Source organism: Streptococcus sp. oral taxon 431 (assembly GCF_023115445.1).
Lineage (GTDB): Bacteria > Bacillota > Bacilli > Lactobacillales > Streptococcaceae > Streptococcus.
Genome location: NZ_JALDUI010000001.1, coordinates 192012 through 211894 on the forward strand (window position 1 = coordinate 192012; position 19883 = coordinate 211894).

General features: G+C 37.3%; 23 protein-coding genes. 11 read left to right on the forward strand and 12 right to left on the reverse strand.

Annotated features, from left to right (window positions below; all coding sequences use genetic code 11):
* Positions 1-6: 6 nt before the first annotated feature.
* Genes M1R56_RS00935 through M1R56_RS00945 form a run of 3 tightly spaced genes read right to left on the reverse strand, consistent with a single transcriptional unit; the run spans position 7 to position 2376 of the window.
* Positions 7-906: an RluA family pseudouridine synthase gene (locus M1R56_RS00935; RefSeq protein WP_248034253.1), complete on the reverse strand. Its 900-nt coding sequence runs from the start codon at positions 904-906 to the stop codon at positions 7-9.
* Positions 903-1721: an NAD kinase gene (locus tag M1R56_RS00940; RefSeq protein WP_025171265.1), complete on the reverse strand. Its 819-nt coding sequence runs from the start codon at positions 1719-1721 to the stop codon at positions 903-905. Before M1R56_RS00940 ends, M1R56_RS00935 begins: the two co-directional genes overlap by 4 nt.
* Positions 1705-2376, reverse strand: a complete 672-nt coding sequence (locus M1R56_RS00945; RefSeq protein WP_049509203.1) for a GTP pyrophosphokinase family protein — start codon at positions 2374-2376, stop codon at positions 1705-1707. The genes M1R56_RS00940 and M1R56_RS00945 overlap by 17 nt, the downstream gene beginning before the upstream one ends.
* A 134-nt stretch (positions 2377-2510) precedes the next feature.
* On the opposite strand from M1R56_RS00945, the gene M1R56_RS00950 reads away from it, so the two are divergent.
* The 7 genes from M1R56_RS00950 (at position 2511) to M1R56_RS00980 (ending at position 7285) form a co-directional block, all read left to right on the forward strand.
* Positions 2511-3080 (forward strand): CYTH domain-containing protein, encoded by a 570-nt coding sequence (locus M1R56_RS00950; RefSeq protein WP_248034254.1) that lies wholly within the window; start codon positions 2511-2513, stop codon positions 3078-3080.
* Between the two features lie 124 nt (positions 3081-3204).
* A complete protein-coding gene (locus M1R56_RS00955) occupies positions 3205-4149 on the forward strand; it encodes a ribose-phosphate diphosphokinase (RefSeq protein WP_049526337.1) in 945 nt (314 codons plus the stop codon).
* Between the two features lie 15 nt (positions 4150-4164).
* Entirely contained in the window at positions 4165-5280 is a 1116-nt protein-coding gene (locus M1R56_RS00960) for a cysteine desulfurase family protein (protein WP_248034255.1), read from the forward strand.
* Positions 5281-5284: 4 nt separating this feature from the next.
* On the forward strand, positions 5285-5632 hold the full coding sequence (locus M1R56_RS00965) for a DUF1831 domain-containing protein (protein WP_248034256.1): 348 nt from the start codon (positions 5285-5287) through the stop codon (positions 5630-5632).
* Positions 5633-5641: 9 nt separating this feature from the next.
* Positions 5642-5857 (forward strand): DUF4649 family protein, encoded by a 216-nt coding sequence (locus tag M1R56_RS00970; RefSeq protein ID WP_070460469.1) that lies wholly within the window; start codon positions 5642-5644, stop codon positions 5855-5857.
* An 81-nt stretch (positions 5858-5938) separates the two neighbouring features.
* The gene (locus M1R56_RS00975; RefSeq protein WP_248034257.1) at positions 5939-6580 is read left to right on the forward strand and encodes a redox-sensing transcriptional repressor Rex; all 642 of its coding nucleotides are present in this window, start codon (positions 5939-5941) and stop codon (positions 6578-6580) included.
* Between the two features lie 15 nt (positions 6581-6595).
* The gene (locus tag M1R56_RS00980; protein WP_248034258.1) at positions 6596-7285 is read left to right on the forward strand and encodes a gamma-glutamyl-gamma-aminobutyrate hydrolase family protein; all 690 of its coding nucleotides are present in this window, start codon (positions 6596-6598) and stop codon (positions 7283-7285) included.
* Positions 7286-7407: 122 nt separating this feature from the next.
* On the opposite strand, the gene radC is transcribed toward M1R56_RS00980, so the two are convergent.
* Together radC and M1R56_RS00990 are read right to left on the reverse strand one after the other, a co-directional pair.
* The gene (gene radC, locus M1R56_RS00985) at positions 7408-8088 is read right to left on the reverse strand and encodes a DNA repair protein RadC (protein ID WP_248034259.1); all 681 of its coding nucleotides are present in this window, start codon (positions 8086-8088) and stop codon (positions 7408-7410) included.
* A 62-nt stretch (positions 8089-8150) separates the two neighbouring features.
* On the reverse strand, positions 8151-9431 hold the full coding sequence (locus tag M1R56_RS00990) for an O-acetylhomoserine aminocarboxypropyltransferase/cysteine synthase family protein (protein WP_248034260.1): 1281 nt from the start codon (positions 9429-9431) through the stop codon (positions 8151-8153).
* Between the two features lie 218 nt (positions 9432-9649).
* On the opposite strand from M1R56_RS00990, the gene M1R56_RS00995 reads away from it, so the two are divergent.
* On the forward strand, positions 9650-10345 hold the full coding sequence (locus M1R56_RS00995) for a VIT family protein (protein WP_248034261.1): 696 nt from the start codon (positions 9650-9652) through the stop codon (positions 10343-10345).
* A 134-nt stretch (positions 10346-10479) separates the two neighbouring features.
* Here M1R56_RS00995 and M1R56_RS01000 read toward each other — a convergent pair whose 3' ends face one another.
* From M1R56_RS01000 to M1R56_RS01025, 6 genes are all read right to left on the reverse strand, one after another.
* Complete coding sequence (locus M1R56_RS01000; RefSeq protein ID WP_248034262.1) at positions 10480-11577, reverse strand: AAA family ATPase; 1098 nt, start codon at positions 11575-11577, stop codon at positions 10480-10482.
* Positions 11578-11580: 3 nt separating this feature from the next.
* A complete protein-coding gene (locus M1R56_RS01005) occupies positions 11581-12309 on the reverse strand; it encodes a hypothetical protein (RefSeq protein WP_248034263.1) in 729 nt (242 codons plus the stop codon).
* Between the two features lie 10 nt (positions 12310-12319).
* Positions 12320-13954: a hypothetical protein gene (locus M1R56_RS01010; RefSeq protein ID WP_248034264.1), complete on the reverse strand. Its 1635-nt coding sequence runs from the start codon at positions 13952-13954 to the stop codon at positions 12320-12322.
* 113 nt (positions 13955-14067) lie between these two features.
* Complete coding sequence (locus M1R56_RS01015; RefSeq protein ID WP_045762960.1) at positions 14068-14340, reverse strand: PspC domain-containing protein; 273 nt, start codon at positions 14338-14340, stop codon at positions 14068-14070.
* Between the two features lie 59 nt (positions 14341-14399).
* The gene (locus tag M1R56_RS01020; protein WP_248034265.1) at positions 14400-14849 is read right to left on the reverse strand and encodes a SprT family protein; all 450 of its coding nucleotides are present in this window, start codon (positions 14847-14849) and stop codon (positions 14400-14402) included.
* Entirely contained in the window at positions 14836-16965 is a 2130-nt protein-coding gene (locus M1R56_RS01025; protein WP_248034266.1) for a Tex family protein, read from the reverse strand. The genes M1R56_RS01020 and M1R56_RS01025 overlap by 14 nt, the downstream gene beginning before the upstream one ends.
* Positions 16966-17120: 155 nt before the next feature.
* On the opposite strand from M1R56_RS01025, the gene M1R56_RS10040 reads away from it, so the two are divergent.
* The 3 genes from M1R56_RS10040 to M1R56_RS01035 are packed head-to-tail and all read left to right on the forward strand — an operon-like array spanning position 17121 to position 18970.
* The gene (locus M1R56_RS10040; protein WP_000268695.1) at positions 17121-17252 is read left to right on the forward strand and encodes an SPJ_0845 family protein; all 132 of its coding nucleotides are present in this window, start codon (positions 17121-17123) and stop codon (positions 17250-17252) included.
* The gene (locus tag M1R56_RS01030; RefSeq protein WP_248034267.1) at positions 17253-18158 is read left to right on the forward strand and encodes a permease; all 906 of its coding nucleotides are present in this window, start codon (positions 17253-17255) and stop codon (positions 18156-18158) included.
* Complete coding sequence (locus tag M1R56_RS01035) at positions 18155-18970, forward strand: TIGR03943 family protein (protein WP_248034268.1); 816 nt, start codon at positions 18155-18157, stop codon at positions 18968-18970. The genes M1R56_RS01030 and M1R56_RS01035 overlap by 4 nt, the downstream gene beginning before the upstream one ends.
* A gap of 31 nt (positions 18971-19001) precedes the next feature.
* Here M1R56_RS01035 and aguB read toward each other — a convergent pair whose 3' ends face one another.
* Positions 19002-19877 carry an N-carbamoylputrescine amidase gene (aguB, locus tag M1R56_RS01040; RefSeq protein WP_248034269.1) on the reverse strand — a complete coding sequence of 292 codons (876 nt, stop codon included), beginning with the start codon at positions 19875-19877 and terminating at the stop codon, positions 19002-19004.
* Positions 19878-19883 lie beyond the last annotated feature (6 nt).

Sequence of the window (19883 nt, forward strand, 5' to 3'; positions counted from 1 at the left end):
CTCCTTTTAAGATAAATTATTATTTGATAACTGAGTAATAAGGGTGTTGAAATCATCCGGCAGTGGACTTTCCATCTCCAACTGCCCTTCAAGAAAAGGATGATAAAACGATAAGTAATGGCAATGCAGAGCTTGACGCTCTATGCCATGTTCAAGACTACCACCATAGAGATCATCGCCAAGCAAAGGGAAACCGATATGGGAGAAATGAACACGAATCTGGTGTGTCCTTCCCGTATGTAGTCGAATATCAACTAGATGAATATTGCCATAAGACTGCACTATTCGATAGGAAGTATGGGCATATTTACCACCTTTTGCCACTCGTCTAGTAATGATTGAATCTTCATCACGGGCAATCGGGGCAATGATTTCACCTTGAGGTTCCAGAAAACCATCTCCTTTAACGAGTGCAAAATAGCGCTTTTCAATGGCTTTCTTTTGCAACTGCTTGTCTAGTCTAGCATGAGCATAACCATGTTTAGCAAAAAGCATGAGACCCGAAGTATCGCGATCTAGTCTGGTTACAATGTGAACCTGCTGATTTTCATAGTTCTGTTTCACATAGTAGCCCTTGATAAAGTTGGCAATGGTATTGGAATGATTGACACTAGGAATCGAGGCCACACCAAAGGGTTTGTTTAGGATTAAGAAATGATCATCTTCAAACAGAATCTCCAGTGGATAATCAATTGCTTCCAGTGTCTCGAAACCTTCCTCAGGAGGAATGTCGATGACAACCACATCTCCAATATCCAAAAGATAAGTTGCATTTTGTGGATGACCGTTTACGCGAATATCTCCGCCTCGAAACTTGATTTTGGCCAGCAATCCTTTAGAGACTTCATGCTTTTTCAGAAAAGTCTTTACCTTGACGTGTTCGTCAGCAATAAATTCAAACCTCATTCATCCACCTCACCAATAAAGGCATCCTTGACACGATTCCAAAAACTAGTATGGCTTGGTGTTGCTACAAAATGAATCTTATGATGGTCTATCTGGTATTCTATTCTTTCAATATTACGGTAAGAATAAATGCTATTGTCAACAGAAATCGTATGATAGTCATTACGAGTTGGTATCAATTCTATCTTATCCTTCTTAGGCACAATGATAGAAGAACCTAAGGTTCTGTAGACACGATTGTTAAGACTCGCAATTTCTGTCAATTGTAGGGCCTCAATAGTAGGGTGCAAAACAGCTCCACCAAGAGATTTATTATAGGCTGTACTGCCAGTTGGCGTCGATACCGTCAGGCCATCTCCCCTAAAACGTTCAAATGGCACTTGGTTAATGATAATATCGGCAACCATAGTCCTATCAGCTCTCCGAATACTAGCCTCATTCAAAGCACGGAAAATTTTCACTTCTCCATTTTCCAAAAATATCTTTACATTTAACAGTGGGTAAGACACACGAGCCCCAGTATCCAACTGTAAATTTGTAAGCAATTGATCTAGTTCAAAATCACGATAATCCGTATAGAAACCTAAATGACCTGTGTGAACACCAACGAAGCGAACCTTATCCAGCTGGTCTTCATACTTATGAAAAGCAGACAAAAGCATCCCATCCCCACCTATGGAAATGACGATATCGGGATGTTTATCATTTAATATAAAGTTATTCTTTTTTAGTCGATCTCTTAATTCATATAAGACTCTTTGACTTTGAGGTTTGCGATTAGCGATTAGATCAATTCGTTTACCTGTATTCTTCATCGGTATCGTCACTATTACCTACCCCGTCATTTAACTTTCTATACAATGGATCAAAGAGTGCCTGTGCTTCCTGGATATCATCACGAATTTTACTCATTTCTTCATCCAATTGGTGAGAGATTCTTGCTGTGATTTCCAGACGTTTCTTAATTTCTTCTGGAAAATCCCCTTGATATTTATAATTGAGAGAATGCTCGATGGTAGCCCAGAAATTCATAGCCAAGGTACGAATCTGAATCTCCACCAGAATCGTTCTTGCCCCCTTGATCGTATCAACTGTATACTCAATAATCAAATGGTAAGAACGATAGCCTGAAGCCTTTCGATGAGTAATGTAGTCACGTTCTTGTACCACTCTCATGTCTTGCCTCTTTCGAAGGATGGCAACAACCTCGCTCACGTCATCTACAAATTGAACCATGACGCGTAAACCTGCAATATCTTGCAAGTCCTGTTCCAACGTATCGTATCCAATCCCTCGACGAGCCATTTTTTCTTTTATACTTTCGATCGGTTTGACTCGACCAGTTACAAACTCAATTGGAGAATGTTTATTTTGTTTGCGGTATTGTTTTCGAATACCTCGGAGTTTTATCTTCAGCTCTCCGACAGCCTGAATGTAAGGATCTAAAAATTCTTCCCATTCTGTAATCATATATCTTTTTCATCCAATTCTCTATACACTTCGATTTATCTAGTTTTTGATTTTCTAGGAAAAATCTTATACAATAAATACAATGCTTATTATACCATACAATCGCTTTCAAAGATAAGGAAAAAGTAAAAAAAATGAAACATTTAGAAATTGAAATGAAAACACTTCTAAACAAGGATGAATATCAAAGATTGCAGGATCACTTTTCAGGAGTTACACCTATTACACAAAGAAATTACTACCTAGACACGCCTGATTTTTACCTTCGCCAACATAAAATCGCTATGCGCATTCGTACTTTTGAAAATAGCGCTGAATTGACCATAAAAATCCCACAAAAAGTTGGAAATATGGAGTACAATCAAGATCTAAGCCTTGAGGAAGCAAACCATTGTCTTAAAGAATGTAAACTTCCGCAAGGAATGATTCTTGACGAATTGACTAGCCGTGGACTTTCAACCAGTGGCTGGGTAGTTTTAGGTTGTCTAACTACTGTTCGCTACGAAAAGCAAACTCCGATCGGACTCATGGCACTTGATCAAAGCGAATACTTTGATATTGTTGACTATGAGCTTGAATTAGAAGTGGAAGATGGCAACCAAGGTAGTCTTGATTTCCAAGAATTTTTACAAGCCAATGAAATCCATTACAAAAAAGCTCCTTCAAAATTGGTTCGTTTTATAGAAAATATGAAAAAATACTGAAATAATCTTCTTTTTTTGATAAAATAAAAGGGATGAAAAATAATAGAATCTGTTGTAGAGAGCATTTATCACTAAAAGTGTTTCACTACAGCGATTCACTTAGTTTAAAGAGGACGGTTTATCGATGTCAGATACAAAAAACATGAAACTTTTCGCACTATCTTCCAACCAGGAAATTGCTCAAAGAATCGCAGATGCTGCAGGTGTTCCACTTGGAAAAGTATCTTCACGCCAATTTTCAGATGGTGAAATCCAAGTTAACATCGAAGAAAGTGTTCGTGGATATGATGTTTATATCATCCAATCAACTAGTTATCCAGTAAATAACCACTTGATGGAACTCTTGATTATGGTTGATGCTTGTGTTCGCGCTAGTGCTAATACTATTAACGTTGTACTTCCATACTTCGGCTACGCTCGCCAAGATCGTATCGCTTCTTCTCGCGAACCACTTACTGCAAAACTGGTTGCAAATATGTTGGTGAAAGCTGGAGTTAGTCGTGTATTGACTCTTGACCTCCATGCCGTTCAGGTTCAAGGATTCTTTGACATTCCTGTAGATAATCTCTATACCATTCCACTTTTTGCAAAACATTACTGCGATAAAGGTTTGACTGGTTCAGATGTGGTTGTTGTCAGTCCTAAAAACTCTGGTGTAAAACGTGCGCGTAGTCTTGCAGAATACCTAGATGCTCCAATTGCCATCATTGATTATGCACAAGATGATTCTGAACGCAGTCAAGGTTACATTATCGGAGATGTCGAAGGTAAAAAGGCAATCTTGATTGATGACATTCTGAACACTGGCCGTACCTTCTCTGAAGCTGCTAAAATTTTAGAGCGTGACGGCGCAACTGAAATCTATGCGGTTTCAAGTCATGGTCTATTTGTTAACGGTGCTGCAGAGTTATTAGATGCAACAAATATTAAGGAAATCTTGGTTACAGATTCTGTTTTGACAGAAAGTAGAAAACCTAAAAACGTGCAATACATCACTGCTAGCGAATTGATTGGTGATGCTATGGTTCGTATTCATGAAAGAAAACCAGTTAGTCCACTATTTAAATAGAAATTAGGTGAGTTTTTGATTTATTTGGATAATGCTGCAACGACTCCGATGTCTTCAGTAGCTATCTCAGCAATGACTCAAGTCATGCAAGAAACTTATGGCAACCCTTCTAGTATTCATGGCCATGGGCGCCAAGCAGGTAAACTATTACGAGAAGCTCGTCAAGAACTAGCTAGTTTACTAGGAACAAAGCCACAACATATATTCTTTACCACTGGTGGCACTGAAAGCAATAATACTGCTATCATCGGCTACTGCCTTCGCCATCAAAATCGTGGAAAGCACATTATCACTACTGCGATTGAGCACCATGCTGTTCTAGAACCCATCAAATACTTGGTTGAAAATTTCGGTTTTGAAGTGACTATATTACAGCCTGAACATCAAGAAATCACTGCAGACCAAGTCAAAAATGCACTTCGTGAAGATACCATTCTTGTTTCTACTATGTTTGCAAACAATGAAACTGGTACACTTTTACCTATTGCTGAAATTGGGGAAGTTCTAAAAAATCATCCAGCCGTCTATCATGTCGATGCGGTTCAGGCAGTTGGTAAATTAGAGATTCTTCCCGAAAAATTGGGAATTGATTTTCTTAGCGCTTCTGCACACAAATTTTATGGTCCAAAAGGAGTTGGTTTTCTCTATGCTGCATCTACAGATTTTGACTCCTACCTTCATGGTGGCGAACAAGAGCAGAAAAAAAGAGCAGGAACAGAAAATCTTCCTGCCATTGTGGGAATGGTAGCAGCTCTAAAGGATGATCTTGAAAACCAAGCACAAAACTTTGAAAAGGTTCAAAAACTAAAAGAAACATTCTTAAAGGAAATGGCTGACACAGACTATTACCTCAATCAAGGAAATGACCAGCTACCTTATGTCCTTAATATTGGATTCCCAGGTCAACGTAATGATCTACTACTCCTTCGTCTAGATCTTGAAGGTATTTCTATTTCAACTGGCTCTGCTTGTACTGCAGGTGTCGTTCAAGTTAGTCATGTTCTTCAGGCTTTCTACGGTGAAGACTCTCCTCGCTTACACGAATCCGTTCGCGTCAGCATTTCACCTCAAAATACAGAGCAAGAAATAATCACTCTCGCACAAACTCTAAAAGAAATCATTGGAGGTTAACTCAATGGCATTCGAAAAAACCATTAGTCTTAAAAATTGCCGTTATAATTACACACTTAGCCCAACCGTCAAAAAGTTCACTCTAAAAGATAACACTTTTTTTGAAACTAAGGTTGGTAACTATGAACTAACACGTCTTCTTGAAAAAGTTCCAAATAGTGGGGAAGGTTTCCAACTTAAGATTATCATCAACAAAGACTTAACAGGTGCAAAAATCAACATCACTGATAAATTTGGTCTACGTTTAGTCGATATCTTTAAGTCAGAAAAAACTCATATCCACCAAGAGAAATTTTACTTCTTGATGGATAGTCTTGTTGAACGTGATGTCTTTACTAAAAGCGAAAGATAGAAGGCAATCATGTTTCGATTAACTTACAAAGACACCTATCAAGTCGATCGCGTTTTAGAATACGAAGATTATGAAGCACTCATGCTATCACTTTCAGGCTGTGTGACTCTTCCAGATACTACTGTCATTACTTCTCTGACCTATAATGGAAAAGAAATCTATCAGGGGCTTCTGGGAAATCTCTATCGTTTTCTATCTCACTATGATTTTACGAAGATAAGCTAAGATTTTTCTTAGTTTTTTCTTATTTTTGTTGATTTTTTCACAATCTTTCTATAAAATAGTATTTAGAAAGGTTGTGATTTTGTGAAAGAAAAACAGTCTGCTATTCCAAAAGCAACAGCAAAGAGACTTTCTCTTTATTATCGTATCTTTAAAAGATTTCATGCAGAAAAGATTGAAAGAGCCAACTCAAAACAAATTGCCGAGGCCATTGGTATTGATTCTGCTACCGTTAGACGAGATTTTTCCTACTTTGGTGAACTTGGTCGCCGTGGATTTGGCTACGATGTCAAAAAACTAATGACGTTTTTTGCTGATCTTCTAAATGATAATTCTATTACAAATGTTATGTTGGTGGGTATTGGTAATATGGGGCACGCTCTCCTTCACTACCGTTTCCACGAACGAAACAAAATGAAAATCATTATGGCTTTTGATTTGGATGATCATCCTGAGGTTGGGACAAAAACTCCCGATGGAATCCCAATTTATGGAATTTCCCAAATCAAAGATAAAATAAAAAATGCAGATGTAAAAACTGCTATCCTAACTGTTCCTAGCGTCAAATCACAAGAAGTAGCTAATCTCCTGGTTGAAGCTGGTATCAAAGGGATTCTAAGCTTTTCACCTGTTCACCTCCAACTACCAAAAGATGTTGTTGTCCAGTATGTTGATTTAACGAGTGAATTGCAAACTCTCCTCTATTTCATGAGAAAAGAGGATTAGAAAGCGAAAGCATATATGACCAAAGCAATTATTGGGATTTCTGGAAATGAAAAAACTCATCCTGATGATGAGTTGATGATGAGTTATTGTATCAAGGGGTTTGTCGAAGGGGTCAAAGAAGCAGGTGGTATACCTCTTATTTTACCCATCGGTGATGAAGACATGGCTCGTGCTTATGTTTCAATGGTAGATAAGCTCATCCTTACTGGTGGGCAAAATGTCGATCCTAAGTTTTATAATGAAGAAAAAACCATTGACAGTGATGACTACCACTTACAGAGAGATATATTTGAGTTAGCTCTGATAAAAGAAGCTATCCAGCAAAACAAAGCGATTTTTTCTGTTTGTCGTGGGACTCAACTCTTTAATGTTGCTATGGGTGGTACCTTGTTTCAAGATATTGAAGACCACTGGCAAGACTCTACTGCCGAATACACCACTCAGCGCTTGGCAACAGAGCCAGATAACATTCTTAGAGAAATTTACGGGGAAATCTCCCATATCAATTCATTCCACCACCAGAGCATTAAGGACTTGGCTCCTAATCTCAAGGTTATCGCCTATGATCCAAAAGATAACATTATCGAGGCTGTAATGACAACTGATCAGATCCGCTTTCTCGGTGTTCAATGGCATCCTGAGAGTCTCTATGAAAATCGTCCCAAGGATAAGAAGCTCTTTGACTATGTCGTTAATAAATTGTAAGTGGCTGGGTCAAAAAGGTTTAAAAAAGAAAAAGGCATTATTTCAGGTGTTCAAAAAGCTCGAAATGATGCTTTTTATTATGTAATTATTTTCTATAGAGATGAGTTTTGTATTAAATTCATTTATATGAGATCCGTCTTCTCACGATAACTAAAATAATCGGAGTGTGAGACAATTAAATGGTCCAATAAGACCAAACCCATTAATTCACAGGCTTCTTTGACAAGCTTCGTAACATGGTCATCATTTCTACTTGGCATGACAGCACCAGATGGATGATTATGAACCAGTATCACAGATGTTGCCATATGCTTTAAAGCATAGTGGAGAATTTCCCGTGGTTCAGCAATACTTCTAGTAGCTGAGCCGATAAAAATGGTTTGCTGATGAATGATTTGATTTTGAGTATTAAGATAGAGCGCCACCAGGTGCTCTTGTTTTTTATCTCCCAGCTCAGCTTGCATCTTTTTAGCCAACCTTTGACTACTGAGAATACTCTCTGCCTCAATGGTTTCTTGTTTATGAATACGATGGCCCAGTTCAATCATGGCTTGCAACTCAATAGCTTTCACTCTACCAATACCTGATAATCCCTGTAGTTCTTGTAGGGTCATTTTTTTCAAATCAGTTAAGCAACTTAATTGATTCAATACTTTTTGAGCAATTTCAAAAACAGTTGATTGACGAGTTCCTGTTCTGAGTAAAATAGCAAGTAATTCCTGATTACTCAAACTCTCTACTCCTTCTGTCACCAGCCGTTCTCTTGGCAAGAGTGAATCTTCTTGAAATGAAATACTATACATAAAATCCTCCTCACTTTATTATTCGTGAGAAGGATGCTTAATTAGATAAAAACTAGTTATTTTTAGATTTTTTCAAGAGCTAGTCGCAAATCTTCGATCAAATCATCAGCATTTTCAAGACCAATTGAAAGACGGATTTGATTTTTAGTTACTCCTGCTGCTTCTAGATCTGAGTCAGACAACTGAGCATGTGTTGTAGTTGCAGGGTGAACTACTAATGATTTAGCATCTGCTACATTAGCTAAGTTTGAAAAGATTTCCAAGTTGTCAATCACTTTACGTGCTTCTGCTTCTCCGCCTTTAACGTGGAAAGTAAAGATTGAACCAACACCTTTTGGTAAATATTTCTCAGCTAATGCGTGGTAAGGGCTATCTGGAAGTTTTGGATAGTTGACTTTTTCAACCTTTGGATGGTTCACAAGGAAATCAACGATTTTCTCAGCATTTTGAACATGGCGTTCAACTCGAAGAGAAAGTGTTTCAAGACCTTGTAAGAGTAAGAATGAGTTAAACGGTGAAAGGGCAGCTCCCATATCACGAAGCAATTGCACGCGAGCAGCCACGATAAAGGCTGCAGCACCAACATCACGAGTATAACTGATATTGTGGTAGCTTGGATCTTCTTCGACTAATTGAGGGAATTTCCCTGAAGCAGCCCAGTCAAACTTACCACTATCAACGATGACACCACCAATAGTTGTACCGTGACCACCGATAAACTTAGTTGCTGAGTGAACTGCAATGTCTACACCATGAGAAAAGACATTGATAAGATAAGGTGTTGCAAATGTATTGTCAGCAACTAATGGAATCTGATGTTTGTGAGCAATTTCAGCGATTTTTTCGATATCAGGAATGTTGATAACAGGATTTCCCAAGGTTTCAATCAAGACAAGTTTAGTATTGTCTTTAATCGCTGCTTCTACCTCTTCTAGATTATCAATATCAACAAAAGTTGTGGTGATTCCATAACGAGGAAGAGTTTCTTTCAATAGGTTAAAAGTACCACCATAGATAGTAGATGCCGCAACTACATGGTCTCCTGCGTGAGCTAGTCCAAGAATTGTATAGGTAAGGGCTGCCATCCCAGAAGCTGTTGCAAGTGCACCTACTCCACCTTCAAGGGCAGCGATACGCTCTTCAAAGGCTGATGTTGTTGGATTGGTAATACGAGTATAGATATTTCCAGCCTTTTGAAGGGCAAAAAGTTCTGCTCCTTCTTGGGTATCTTCAAATACAAAAGATGTTGTTTGGTAAATTGGTACAGCACGAGACTTGGTAGTGGCATCTACCACTTGTCCTGCATGCAATTGAAGAGTTTCAAATTTAAATTCACGAGTCATTGTGAGTCCTCCAAAGATTTCATCAAATTAATTGTATCATCTATGGCAGTCAGTTACAAATACAACTTTGTTATATCTTGGCATAAGAAATAGCTATGGCTATGCCTGATTGAGAAAACTAGCTATCTTTTATTAGAATTGTAGAACTTTTTTCAGATAGTTTAAAACGTTTGTCTTAATTTTTTCCATCCTTTATAATAGTTATAAAGGAGAATACTATGTCAGAAAATAAACATGAAATAGATACAAACTTTGCAGGTCGTCTAAATATCCTCCGTGCTGGGGTTCTTGGAGCTAATGACGGGATTATTTCTATCGCTGGAGTTGTTATCGGGGTTGCCAGTGCAACCAGCAATATCTGGATTATCTTTCTCTCAGGATTGGCCGCAATCCTTGCAGGAGCCTTCTCTATGGCTGGAGGTGAATATGTCTCTGTATCAACTCAAAAAGACACTGAAGAAGCTGCTGTAGCCCGTGAGCAATTACTTTTAGATAAGGATATCGAAGCTGCAAAGAAATCTCTCTATGCTGCTTATCTTCAAAATGGTGAGTGTGAAACTTCAGCTCAACTTTTAGTCAATAAAGCCTTTCTAAAAAATCCACTTAAAGCCTTAGTTGAGGAAAAATACGGAATCGAGTATGAAGAGTTTACCAATCCTTGGCATGCTGCGACATCTAGCTTCATCGCTTTTGTTCTTGGTAGCCTACCACCAATGCTTTCGATTATTATTTTCCCAAGCGAATACAGAATCGCTGCTACTGTCTTTATCGTTGCGATTTCTCTATTGATTACAGGTTACACCAGTGCAAGACTCGGGAAAGCCCCAACGAAAACAGCTATGATTCGTAACCTTTGTATCGGTCTTTTAACCATGGGAGTGACCTATCTATTGGGTCAGTTGTTTAGTATTTAAAAGAGATACCGCGCGGTATCTTTTTTGCTTAGTCATGCCTTAGTAACTTTGAATATTAATTACTAAAGTTCTATATTGGTTAGATCTATATCCTTAGAAAGTCCTTCAATTATAAGTCTATAAATTAATCCTAATCAACTAATAAAATCTTCTAATTCTAACAATGAAAGTTCCTGAGATGAATATTGTTTAGTATTATTTAACCGAACAGCTTGATTCATAATTAAATCTTCATATAAATTTCTTACAAAGCGACCATTTGAAAAATTTTCTACCTTAGCTTCTAATTCATCGGTAAAATAAGAAGATAATCTTTCTTTTAGTTCATCACTTAATTGATAGTCATCTTTTCTTGCCAATGTTTCGAGTATATCTATTAGCTCTGTAGAAGAATAGTTTTCAAAATTAATAAAGTAATTAAATCGGGACTTCAGACCAGGATTTGATTGAAAGAAATGATTCATAGGCTCTGTATAACCAGCCACGATGACAATTAAATCATCCCTTGAATCCTCTAATGCTTTTGTAAGTTCAGTTAAACATTCTCTTCCATATGAATCAGTATTGTCATTTTCTGTAATACTATAAGCTTCATCTATGAATAAAACGCCACCTTTTGCTTTTTCAATGACACTTTTTACTTTTAAAGCAGTTTGACCTTGATAACCAGCGATTAAATCTGTTCTGGAGACTTCGGTAAAATGCCCCTTTGAAAGAAGACCTAATTGATAATACATCCGACCTACAATTCTGGCCACTGTCGTCTTTCCAGTACCAGGATTCCCCATAAACGCCATATGTAAAGTTCTCTTTGGTACTTTTAGCCCAGACTCTTTTCTTTTGGCTTGAATCTTCTGGTAGATAACCAATCTACGCACTTCCTCTTTAACTTTTGATAAACCAACTAACTGATTCAATTCATTCATCAACTCATCTAAGGAAGAGTTTTTTTTCTTATCTGCTTCTTTCTCGAATATTTCGGAAATATAAGAGTAACCCAGATAACAAGCTAAAGTATCAGATAATTCTTTTAGCATTGGAGTTATCTTATTTCTTCTATGTACATGTTGAAGCATATATATATGTTGATATAATTCAGATATTTTCTTCGTGTCATAACGATCGTTGATAATTTCATTAACTTTTTTGAAATAAAATTCGTCACCGTCCATCTGGCTCTGGCGATCTAATTTTTTAGCAGCTTCAATTAGCCTGTCACGGGATGTACTCATAATTTACCTCAAAAACATAAAAAGTAATGCAATAATTAACATTCCAATAGTTACTCCGGATATGATAAAAAGTGTAAGGAGTCGATTAGAAATATATTGAATTTGTTGTCTACTTTCTTTCAACTCTTTTCTTAGTTCTTCAATCTCAGCAGTGTGAGAGACTGGTTCTAAAGGAAGCGTGCTTACTGCATCCTCTAAGCTTACGATTCTATCGTCTAATTTAGAAAGTCGCTCCTCATGTTCCTCAATGGATTCTTTATGATTGTTTTCATTTAATTTTTCTTTAAATTGCTTAAGTGCTAAGAGTGTAGATGTCTGTTTCTCGATTGTTTTATCAATACGAGCTTGCTCTTTTAAAATTTTCTTATTGGTATGATCGATTGCTGCTACCGAAGAAAGAATTGCATGAATATAATCTTTATCTAGAGATTCTAAAGCTTTATAAACTTGACCAAATTCTTCAGTTAATTTCTGTTGATCTTCATAAAATCTTGAAATGTAATTTTGAACTTGTTCTACTAAAGTGTTAAACTCTTTACCAGTAACTCCATGCTCAACAAAATCAAGACCAAAACCAAATAATTCTTCATGAGTTCTAACCTTATCAAAATACAAATCATCTCGACTTTGTTCAGCAAATTCTTTCAGATGTTTTTTTGCCTCATCGAAATCATGGTGGCTAAGTTTTATTTCGAATTTTTCCTGTTCTTGCTCAATTACTTCTTTTTCCATATTTATCTCCCTAATCTAATAATTCTTGTAATAATGCATCAATCTCATCAAAATCACTTTTATCGTCTGTTGTAGACTCAGAAAAAATATCAGATAGTTTTTCTTTCATTAAAGTTGCAGCCACATCGTGTCTTTCTTTAATGGTACTAACGATTGAATTTTTTTCAACTTGTAGCTTAATATTTTTGACATCTAACAATTGATCTTGAATGACTAACATTTCATTATTTTGATCAATTTTTTTAGAACTTAGTTCAGAAATTTGTTTATTGACAATTTGCTGATCAATCATTTTTAATACGAAGGCACCTGTTATACCAGCGACAGTAGCCCCCATAAATGTTCCGATAATACTAGCCAATGAGCCTAGAATAGGTATTTCTACTGCAAGTGGAGGCGCAATGGCAATGAGAGATTTACCAATTATTTCTCCCAAAGCCAGTCCTCCTGTGACAACTATACCTGCAGTAATTATTTTCCCAAGTTCGAGAATAATAATATTAATATCTTTGGAACTATTTTCAGGGTTATTCAAATAATCAATAGCATCTTTTAGAGATGACCATCCCTGTTTTATAAATGTCCAAACCTTTAAAAATACTTCACCGACTGTTCCAAAAATAGAAGTTACAAGCATTGTTAAGATTGATTTACCAACATTTAAAATATGGTTTGATAAATTTGAAACAAAATTAGAGACAGCTTCTTTTAATTTTTCAAGGAATGAATTGAAATTCTTATGCTTTTCACCCAACCAAACTATAAATTTCTTGATTATTTCCTTTAAAAACTCTGATAAAAGTTGGAAAATAGCAGCCTTTAATGCCTTACCTGAAACTTTCAATGCTTCATCACGCCGTGATTTTTTACCAGATTGAATAGCTTTTTCTTTATTTTCTTGTTTTCTTTTATGAAGTTCTTCTCTAGCCTCTCGATCATCTTTCTCTAACTGCTTTCTATCAATATTAAAGCGCTCTTCAGGCTTCAATCCATCTCTTTCCGAATTTAAAAATTCAGTCATTGTTTTGTCACCCTTTGATTTATTTGCAGAAGCATCTAAATCATGCAAATTTTTTGAACTATTTGCAAAATCTTTAACTTGATCTTTAGAGAAAAATGTTGCCATTTCAACATCATTTAATTGTTCTTTAATGGATACTGTATGGTCTTTATTAATGGCAGCAGAACCCATATCTCTACCCTTATCAAAAAAAGTACGAGCATCTTTTTTTAGAACTCTTTCTCCATTTTTATTTGTTGTAAAATTATTCTGCCAAGTAGCATATCTTTCTTGATAATCAACGTCTCTATTATGAGTCGCAAATTTCCCCTTTTCAAAATTTTCAGCAGTTTGTATATGTGCTTCTTTTCGTAAATCTAGAGTTTGGCCATTGTTAACTTTAATAAACTCTTCACCTATTTGGGCAGCAAGTTGAAGTTGTACTTGTTCCCAAACTATATTCTCAATAGATTCTTGAAGATATTCGTTATTTTGTAATTTTTCTCTATCTATATCAAGTTGATCGATGTGTTCTGCTATGTCTTTTAAGTTATCTTCTAAAGAACTCTCTAAACCAAGTAATTGTTCATAATCAATATCAGGGTCAGATACTTGTAATTCAAACAAATCGTTTTCGTTTGCCATCATAAAATCCTAACTAATCATTTTTAATATATTATAACATTTTATCTGTCAGTTTAACAATCATAAAAAAAGCTAATCCAATATAGAATTAGCTTATTATTTGATTATTTATTTTACCAAAACCAACCTTCGTCATCATTGATAGGCTGGGCTTCTTTGATCTTGCGTGGGCCTGTTCCATACATTTCAGCTTCGATATCTTCTTTTGTTGGTAGGATCGAAGCTAGGATAATGTAGATAATAATTCCGAGTCCAAAGTTTGCGATTGTAAAGATTGCAAAAAGGAAACGAACTAGGGTTACATCAAGATTCCACTTATCAGATAGACCTGCAAGTACACCTGATACCATACGATTTCTTCTCATTTTATAAAATTTTGTATTCATAATTTATTCCTCTTTCGGATTTCTTAATCTTAGTATAGCACTAAGCTAGATTTGCTACATCAGTCCTTAGGCCGATTTAACAAGAGGAGCTTTCCACGACAGAGACCACAACGATAACGCTTAGTATCGATTTTTCGCTTTCTTTGATAGTTTTGGTGACAAGTCTGACAAGTATAGACTAAGTTTGGCTTTTGATTAGCACTTGATAAGGAAGGAACAAAGCGGAGACCGTCGACCTCTTTTAGAAGTTGCTTAAAGGCTAAATCCTTATGCTGATAGCCTCTACCTTCAAAGTAAAGATGATAATGGCAGAGCTCATGACGAACAATTTTACGAAAAACCTCTAAACCAAGTTCTTGATAAACCTTGGGATTAAAATCCAAATGACCATCTTTTGGGAAAAATCGTCCACCTGTCGACCGTAGACGAGTATTCCATTGAGCTTGGTGTTTGAATGGTTTTTCAAAATCCTCTAAAGAGACCTGTTTAACGTAATCAGTTAGATTCATTTGGTGCAAGAAGCGACAGATTCACTTTTTCACGGTCAGCATCGATTTTTTTAACCCAAACGGTTACCAAATCACCGACAGACACTACCTGACTTGGATGTTTGATAAATTTCTTACTCATGTGAGAGATATGAATGAGACCGTCCTCATGAATACCGATATCAACAAAGGCACCGAAGTCAACGACGTTGCGCACAACTCCCTCAAGCTTTTGGCCAACTTGTAAGTCTTTGATATCCAAGACATCCTGACGAAGGACTGGAGCATCAAAGGATTCACGGAAATCACGACCTGGTTTGAGAAGATCAGCAATAATATCTTTAAGAGTTTCCTGGCCAAGTTCTAGCTCTTGAGCCATTTCCTTGATTGAAACGGATTTTAGCTTGGCTTGCGCTTCTTCATTTAGGTCTTTAATATCTAAGCGTTTGAAGAGTTCCTTGACCGCTGCATAGTTTTCTGGGTGAACACCAGTATTGTCAAGGATATTGCTGCTTTCAGGAATACGGAGGAAGCCTGCTGCCTGTTCAAATGCTTTGGCACCTAAACGAGGAACCTTCTTAATTTGAGCGCGTGAAGTGATTTTTCCTTCTTCCTCACGATACTTAACAATATTTTCTGAGATCGTTTTGTTTAGTCCTGCGACATGTGAAAGCAAGGCTGGACTAGCTGTATTGATATTGACACCGACTTGGTTCACTACTGTATCAACAACAAAGTCCAGACTTTCAGACAGTTTTTTCTGACTAACATCGTGCTGATATTGACCGACACCGATGGATTTAGGATCGATTTTAACCAACTCAGCAAGCGGGTCTTGCAAACGGCGAGCAATTGAGATAGCCGAACGTTTTTCAACGGTTAGTTCTGGGAACTCCTGACGGGCAAGTTCACTAGCTGAGTAAACAGACGCACCACTCTCATTGACAATGACATAGCTGACTTCTGGAAAATCTTTAAGTACTTCAGCGACGAAAGCTTCACTTTCACGACTAGCAGTTCCATTTCCGATAGCGATAATTTCAACACCGTATTGGCCAATCAAATCTGCCAAATCGCGCTTAGCTTCCTCAATCTGACGGGCAGAGGCTGGTTTGACAGGATAAATGACCTGGGTCGTCAGCATCTTCCCAGTCGCATCTACAACTGCAAGCTTAGCACCTGTACGAAAGGCAGGGTCAAATCCAAGGACCACGCGCCCTTTAAGAGGTGCAACAAGGAGAAGATTTCGAAGGTTTTCTGAGAAGAGTTGGATAGCTCCTTCTTCTGCCTTTTCTGTTAATTCTGTACGAATACGACGCTCAATAGCTGGTAATACTTTTTTCTTAACAGATTGCTGAATAACTTCGTCAATATAAGCATTCTTAACTTTAAAACGAACACTAAAGAAAGATAGAATACGATCAGTCGCATGCTCAAAGCCAATTTTCAAAATGCCTAGCTTCTCACCACGATTAAGGGCAAGCGTACGGTAACCTTGCATGTTTGCAACTGTTTCTGAGAAATCGTAATAAATCTGAAAGACTTGTTTTTCATCAAGAGTTTCGTCTTTAAGTTGAGATGTAATCTTAGAATGTCTAAGGACCTCTTGATAAGTCATTGAACGTAAGTTGACATCCTCAGAGAGAGCTTCAATCAAAATATCAACTGCACCTGCTAAAGCATCTTGTGGAGTCTCGAATCCTTCACAGACAAAAGCTTCTGCTTCTTTTTCTAGGTTAGAAACATTTTGTAAAATTAAACGAGCAAGCGGAAAAAGTCCAGCCTCACGCGCAATCGTTGCCTTGGTGCGACGTTTCTCCTTATAGGGAAGATAGAGTTCTTCTACATCTGCGAGTTTTTCAGCAGCTAAAATAGCTTCTTCTAACTCCTTAGTTAGCTTGCCTTGCTCTTTGATTTTTGCTAAGACGGCTTCCTTACGATCATTTAGAGCAGTTAAACTCTTATCGAGGTCGATAATAGCCTTAATGGCTACCTCATCTAGACTTCCAGTCATATCTTTCCGATAACGGGCGATAAAGGGGATAGTTGCTCCTTCTGCTGTCAAAGACAAGACAGTATCAATCTGCTTTAAAGTTACACCCAAATCTTGGGAAATTTTTTCATATTTTTTATCCATGAAACTATTATACCATAAGCGCGAAAGCTTGTTTTCATTAATTTGTTGCTTTATTTCAACTTTATAAAGATAAAAGCCATGTTTATTTTAAAATCCAACTATTTCTTAGAAATAATAGTATAATAGTGTTAATTAAAAGAATCGAGGTATGCCTTATGGCTGTTAAATTTACAAAAACTGATGACTTAGATAAGATGTTCGAAGAATTCGCTAAACTACCTGACTTGAAGCAAGTAACATTTCCAGATGACAAAGAAAAGAAAGATAAGGCAGAAAAGAAAAAATAGATGACACTCTTTCAAAGTTTACCTTCTAGTGTGCTACAAGCTGGCGCTATTTTTCTTTCAATTATTATTGAAGCTTTACCCTTCGTCTTAATCGGTAGCATCATCTCTGGTGCCATTGAAGTCTATGTGACTCCTGAGAAGGTTTATAAATTTCTCCCTAAAAATCGTTTGGGGAGAATCTTTTTTGGTAGCTTCATCGGTTTCCTCTTTCCCTCTTGTGAGTGTGGGATTGTCCCTATCATCAATCGCTTTTTAGAAAAAAAGGTTCCAAGCTATACAGCGGTATCTTTTCTAGTAACGGCTCCTATCATCAATCCCATCGTACTTTTTGCGACTTATTCAGCCTTTGGTAATTCAATTCAAATGGTTTTCCTAAGATCTTTGGGCGCTATTCTAGTTGCTACTATATTGGGTATCTTTCTTGGATTTTTCTGGGAGGAACCTATTCAAAAGGAAAATAGATTGGCTTGCCATGAGCATGATTTTTCTCACTTGTCAAAAAGTCAAAAACTGCTTCAGGTCTTTATCCAAGCTATTGATGAATTCTTTGATATGGGGCGTTACTTGGTCTTTGGCTGTCTTTTTGCCAGCATAGTCCAGGTCTATGTACCAACTCGGGTTCTGACATCTATCAGCGCAACACCACTACTTGCGATTGTTCTTCTGATGGTCTTATCCTTCCTTCTATCACTCTGTAGTGAAGCGGATGCATTTATTGGATCTTCTCTTCTATCAAGTTTTGGCTTTGCTCCAGTGCTTGCTTTTCTGGTTATAGGTCCCATGCTTGATGTCAAGAACCTCCTCATGATGAAGAATTATCTCAAAACTCGCTTTATTTGGCAATTCATGACAATTGTAACTCTTGTTGTTCTTGTCTATTCTTATCTAGTCGGGGTGATGCTATGATACGATTTTTTATCTTATTTGGCTATTTTATCTTAACCCTTTATCTGCACCTATCAGGTAAGCTCAATCAGTATATAAACCTCCACTACTCTTATCTGGCTTATATCAGCATGGTTTTGTCATTGTTACTAGCCATCGTTCAAGCCTATATTTGCTTCAAGCGTTTGAAAGAACACAGTCACTTACATAGTTTTTCAGCCAAGCTTGCTAGTTTTGTCCTCTTAAGTTTACCCTTGTTAGTTGGATTTACATTTCCAACTGTCACTCTGGATTCACAAACAGTATCGGCAAAAGGATATTATTTCCCTTTGTCGGAAGGAACTGACAAGGCAATCCAAGCAAGTGAAGGAACGAGCAGTCAGTATCTTAAGCCGGATACCAGTCGCTTTTATTCACAAACAGCTCATGAAAATATTATTCGAAAGAGTGCTGATAAATACTTAGCTCAATCTAGTATAGTTATAAATGATGAAAATTACCTGGAGGTCATGGAAGCTATCTACGATTTTCCAAACGAATTTGAAGGTAAGGAAATCGAGTTTACTGGCTTTGTCTACAACGATCCAAACCATACCAAGAGTCAATTTGTTTTTCGCTTTGGTATTATGCACTGTATCGCTGATTCTGGAGTTTTTGGCCTTTTGACCACTGGAAACACTAATCACTACGAAAATAACACTTGGGTGAGAGTCAAAGGCAAGATTAGGAATCACTATCACAAAGAACTCAACCAAGTCCTCCCAACCCTTGAAGTCCAGTCCTTCATCAAAGTAGACAAACCCGAAAATACTTATGTTTACAAAGAATTTTAAAAAAGTAGCCTGAGCTGGCTACTTTTTGTTATTATCTGACAATATCTTTATACATATCTGGTCTTCTGTCTCTAAACAAGCCCCAGTTTAGGCGTTCATTTGCTCCTTTGTTGAGGTCATAAGTTGTTAAGAGGATGGCTTCGCCTTGTCGTTCTGCTTGGGTCAAGATAGCTCCTGTTTCGTCGGTCATAAAGGATGAACCGTAGAAGTTAAGGATAGAACTTTGCCCTCCATTTTCCTCGCAAGGTTGAACTTCTTCTACGCCATAACGATTAGCCGCAATAACTGGGACGATATTTGCTGCAGCGTGTCCCTGCATGGTGCGTTGCCAATGACCACAACTATCTGTATCCAAAATAGGCTCCGAACCGATTGCTGTTGGGTAAAAGAGTAATTCTGCGCCATTTAAGGCAAGACAACGGGCAGTTTCAGGGAACCACTGGTCCCAGCAGATCCCAATACCAATCTTGGCATAGCGAGTATCCCAAACTTTAAAACCAGTATTTCCAGGAGTAAAGAAGAATTTTTCTTGATAATAATGGTCATCTGGTATATGCGTCTTCCGATAAACGCCTAGTACTTCTCCATCTGCATCAATGATAGCAATAGAATTGTACAAAACATTACCATCCTTTTCGTAGAAACTGATTGGTAAAACGACTTTTAGCTCCTTAGCAATCACCTTAAAATGCTGAATAGCAGTATTTTCTGTCACCGACTGGGCATACTGGTAGTAGTCATACTGACGTTCCTGACAGAAATAGGGACGTTCAAACAACTCAGGCAAGAGAATAATTTGCGCCCCTTGCTCAGTAGCTTGACGTACTAAACGTTCGGCTGTTTGGATATTCGTATCCACATCCTTAGCGCATTGCATTTGAATAGCTGCAACCGTTACATTTCTCATCTTTTT

Bases quoted from the DNA above. Each gene is read 5' to 3' on its own strand.
- M1R56_RS00935 (WP_248034253.1), bottom strand. From the start codon at position 906: ATGAGGTTTGAATTTATTGCTGACGAACACGTCAAGGTAAAGACTTTT.
- M1R56_RS00940 (WP_025171265.1), bottom strand. From the start codon at position 1,721: ATGAAGAATACAGGTAAACGAATTGATCTAATCGCTAATCGCAAACCT.
- M1R56_RS00945 (WP_049509203.1), bottom strand. From the start codon at position 2,376: ATGATTACAGAATGGGAAGAATTTTTAGATCCTTACATTCAGGCTGTC.
- M1R56_RS00950 (WP_248034254.1), top strand. From the start codon at position 2,511: ATGAAACATTTAGAAATTGAAATGAAAACACTTCTAAACAAGGATGAA.
- M1R56_RS00955 (WP_049526337.1), top strand. From the start codon at position 3,205: ATGTCAGATACAAAAAACATGAAACTTTTCGCACTATCTTCCAACCAG.
- M1R56_RS00965 (WP_248034256.1), top strand. From the start codon at position 5,285: ATGGCATTCGAAAAAACCATTAGTCTTAAAAATTGCCGTTATAATTAC.
- M1R56_RS00970 (WP_070460469.1), top strand. From the start codon at position 5,642: ATGTTTCGATTAACTTACAAAGACACCTATCAAGTCGATCGCGTTTTA.
- M1R56_RS00980 (WP_248034258.1), top strand. From the start codon at position 6,596: ATGACCAAAGCAATTATTGGGATTTCTGGAAATGAAAAAACTCATCCT.
- radC (WP_248034259.1), bottom strand. From the start codon at position 8,088: ATGTATAGTATTTCATTTCAAGAAGATTCACTCTTGCCAAGAGAACGG.
- M1R56_RS00990 (WP_248034260.1), bottom strand. From the start codon at position 9,431: ATGACTCGTGAATTTAAATTTGAAACTCTTCAATTGCATGCAGGACAA.
- M1R56_RS00995 (WP_248034261.1), top strand. From the start codon at position 9,650: ATGTCAGAAAATAAACATGAAATAGATACAAACTTTGCAGGTCGTCTA.
- M1R56_RS01000 (WP_248034262.1), bottom strand. From the start codon at position 11,577: ATGAGTACATCCCGTGACAGGCTAATTGAAGCTGCTAAAAAATTAGAT.
- M1R56_RS01005 (WP_248034263.1), bottom strand. From the start codon at position 12,309: ATGGAAAAAGAAGTAATTGAGCAAGAACAGGAAAAATTCGAAATAAAA.
- M1R56_RS01010 (WP_248034264.1), bottom strand. From the start codon at position 13,954: ATGGCAAACGAAAACGATTTGTTTGAATTACAAGTATCTGACCCTGAT.
- M1R56_RS01015 (WP_045762960.1), bottom strand. From the start codon at position 14,340: ATGAATACAAAATTTTATAAAATGAGAAGAAATCGTATGGTATCAGGT.
- M1R56_RS01020 (WP_248034265.1), bottom strand. From the start codon at position 14,849: ATGAATCTAACTGATTACGTTAAACAGGTCTCTTTAGAGGATTTTGAA.
- M1R56_RS01025 (WP_248034266.1), bottom strand. From the start codon at position 16,965: ATGGATAAAAAATATGAAAAAATTTCCCAAGATTTGGGTGTAACTTTA.
- M1R56_RS10040 (WP_000268695.1), top strand. From the start codon at position 17,121: ATGGCTGTTAAATTTACAAAAACTGATGACTTAGATAAGATGTTCGAA.
- M1R56_RS01030 (WP_248034267.1), top strand. From the start codon at position 17,253: ATGACACTCTTTCAAAGTTTACCTTCTAGTGTGCTACAAGCTGGCGCT.
- M1R56_RS01035 (WP_248034268.1), top strand. From the start codon at position 18,155: ATGATACGATTTTTTATCTTATTTGGCTATTTTATCTTAACCCTTTAT.
- aguB (WP_248034269.1), bottom strand. From the start codon at position 19,877: ATGAGAAATGTAACGGTTGCAGCTATTCAAATGCAATGCGCTAAGGAT.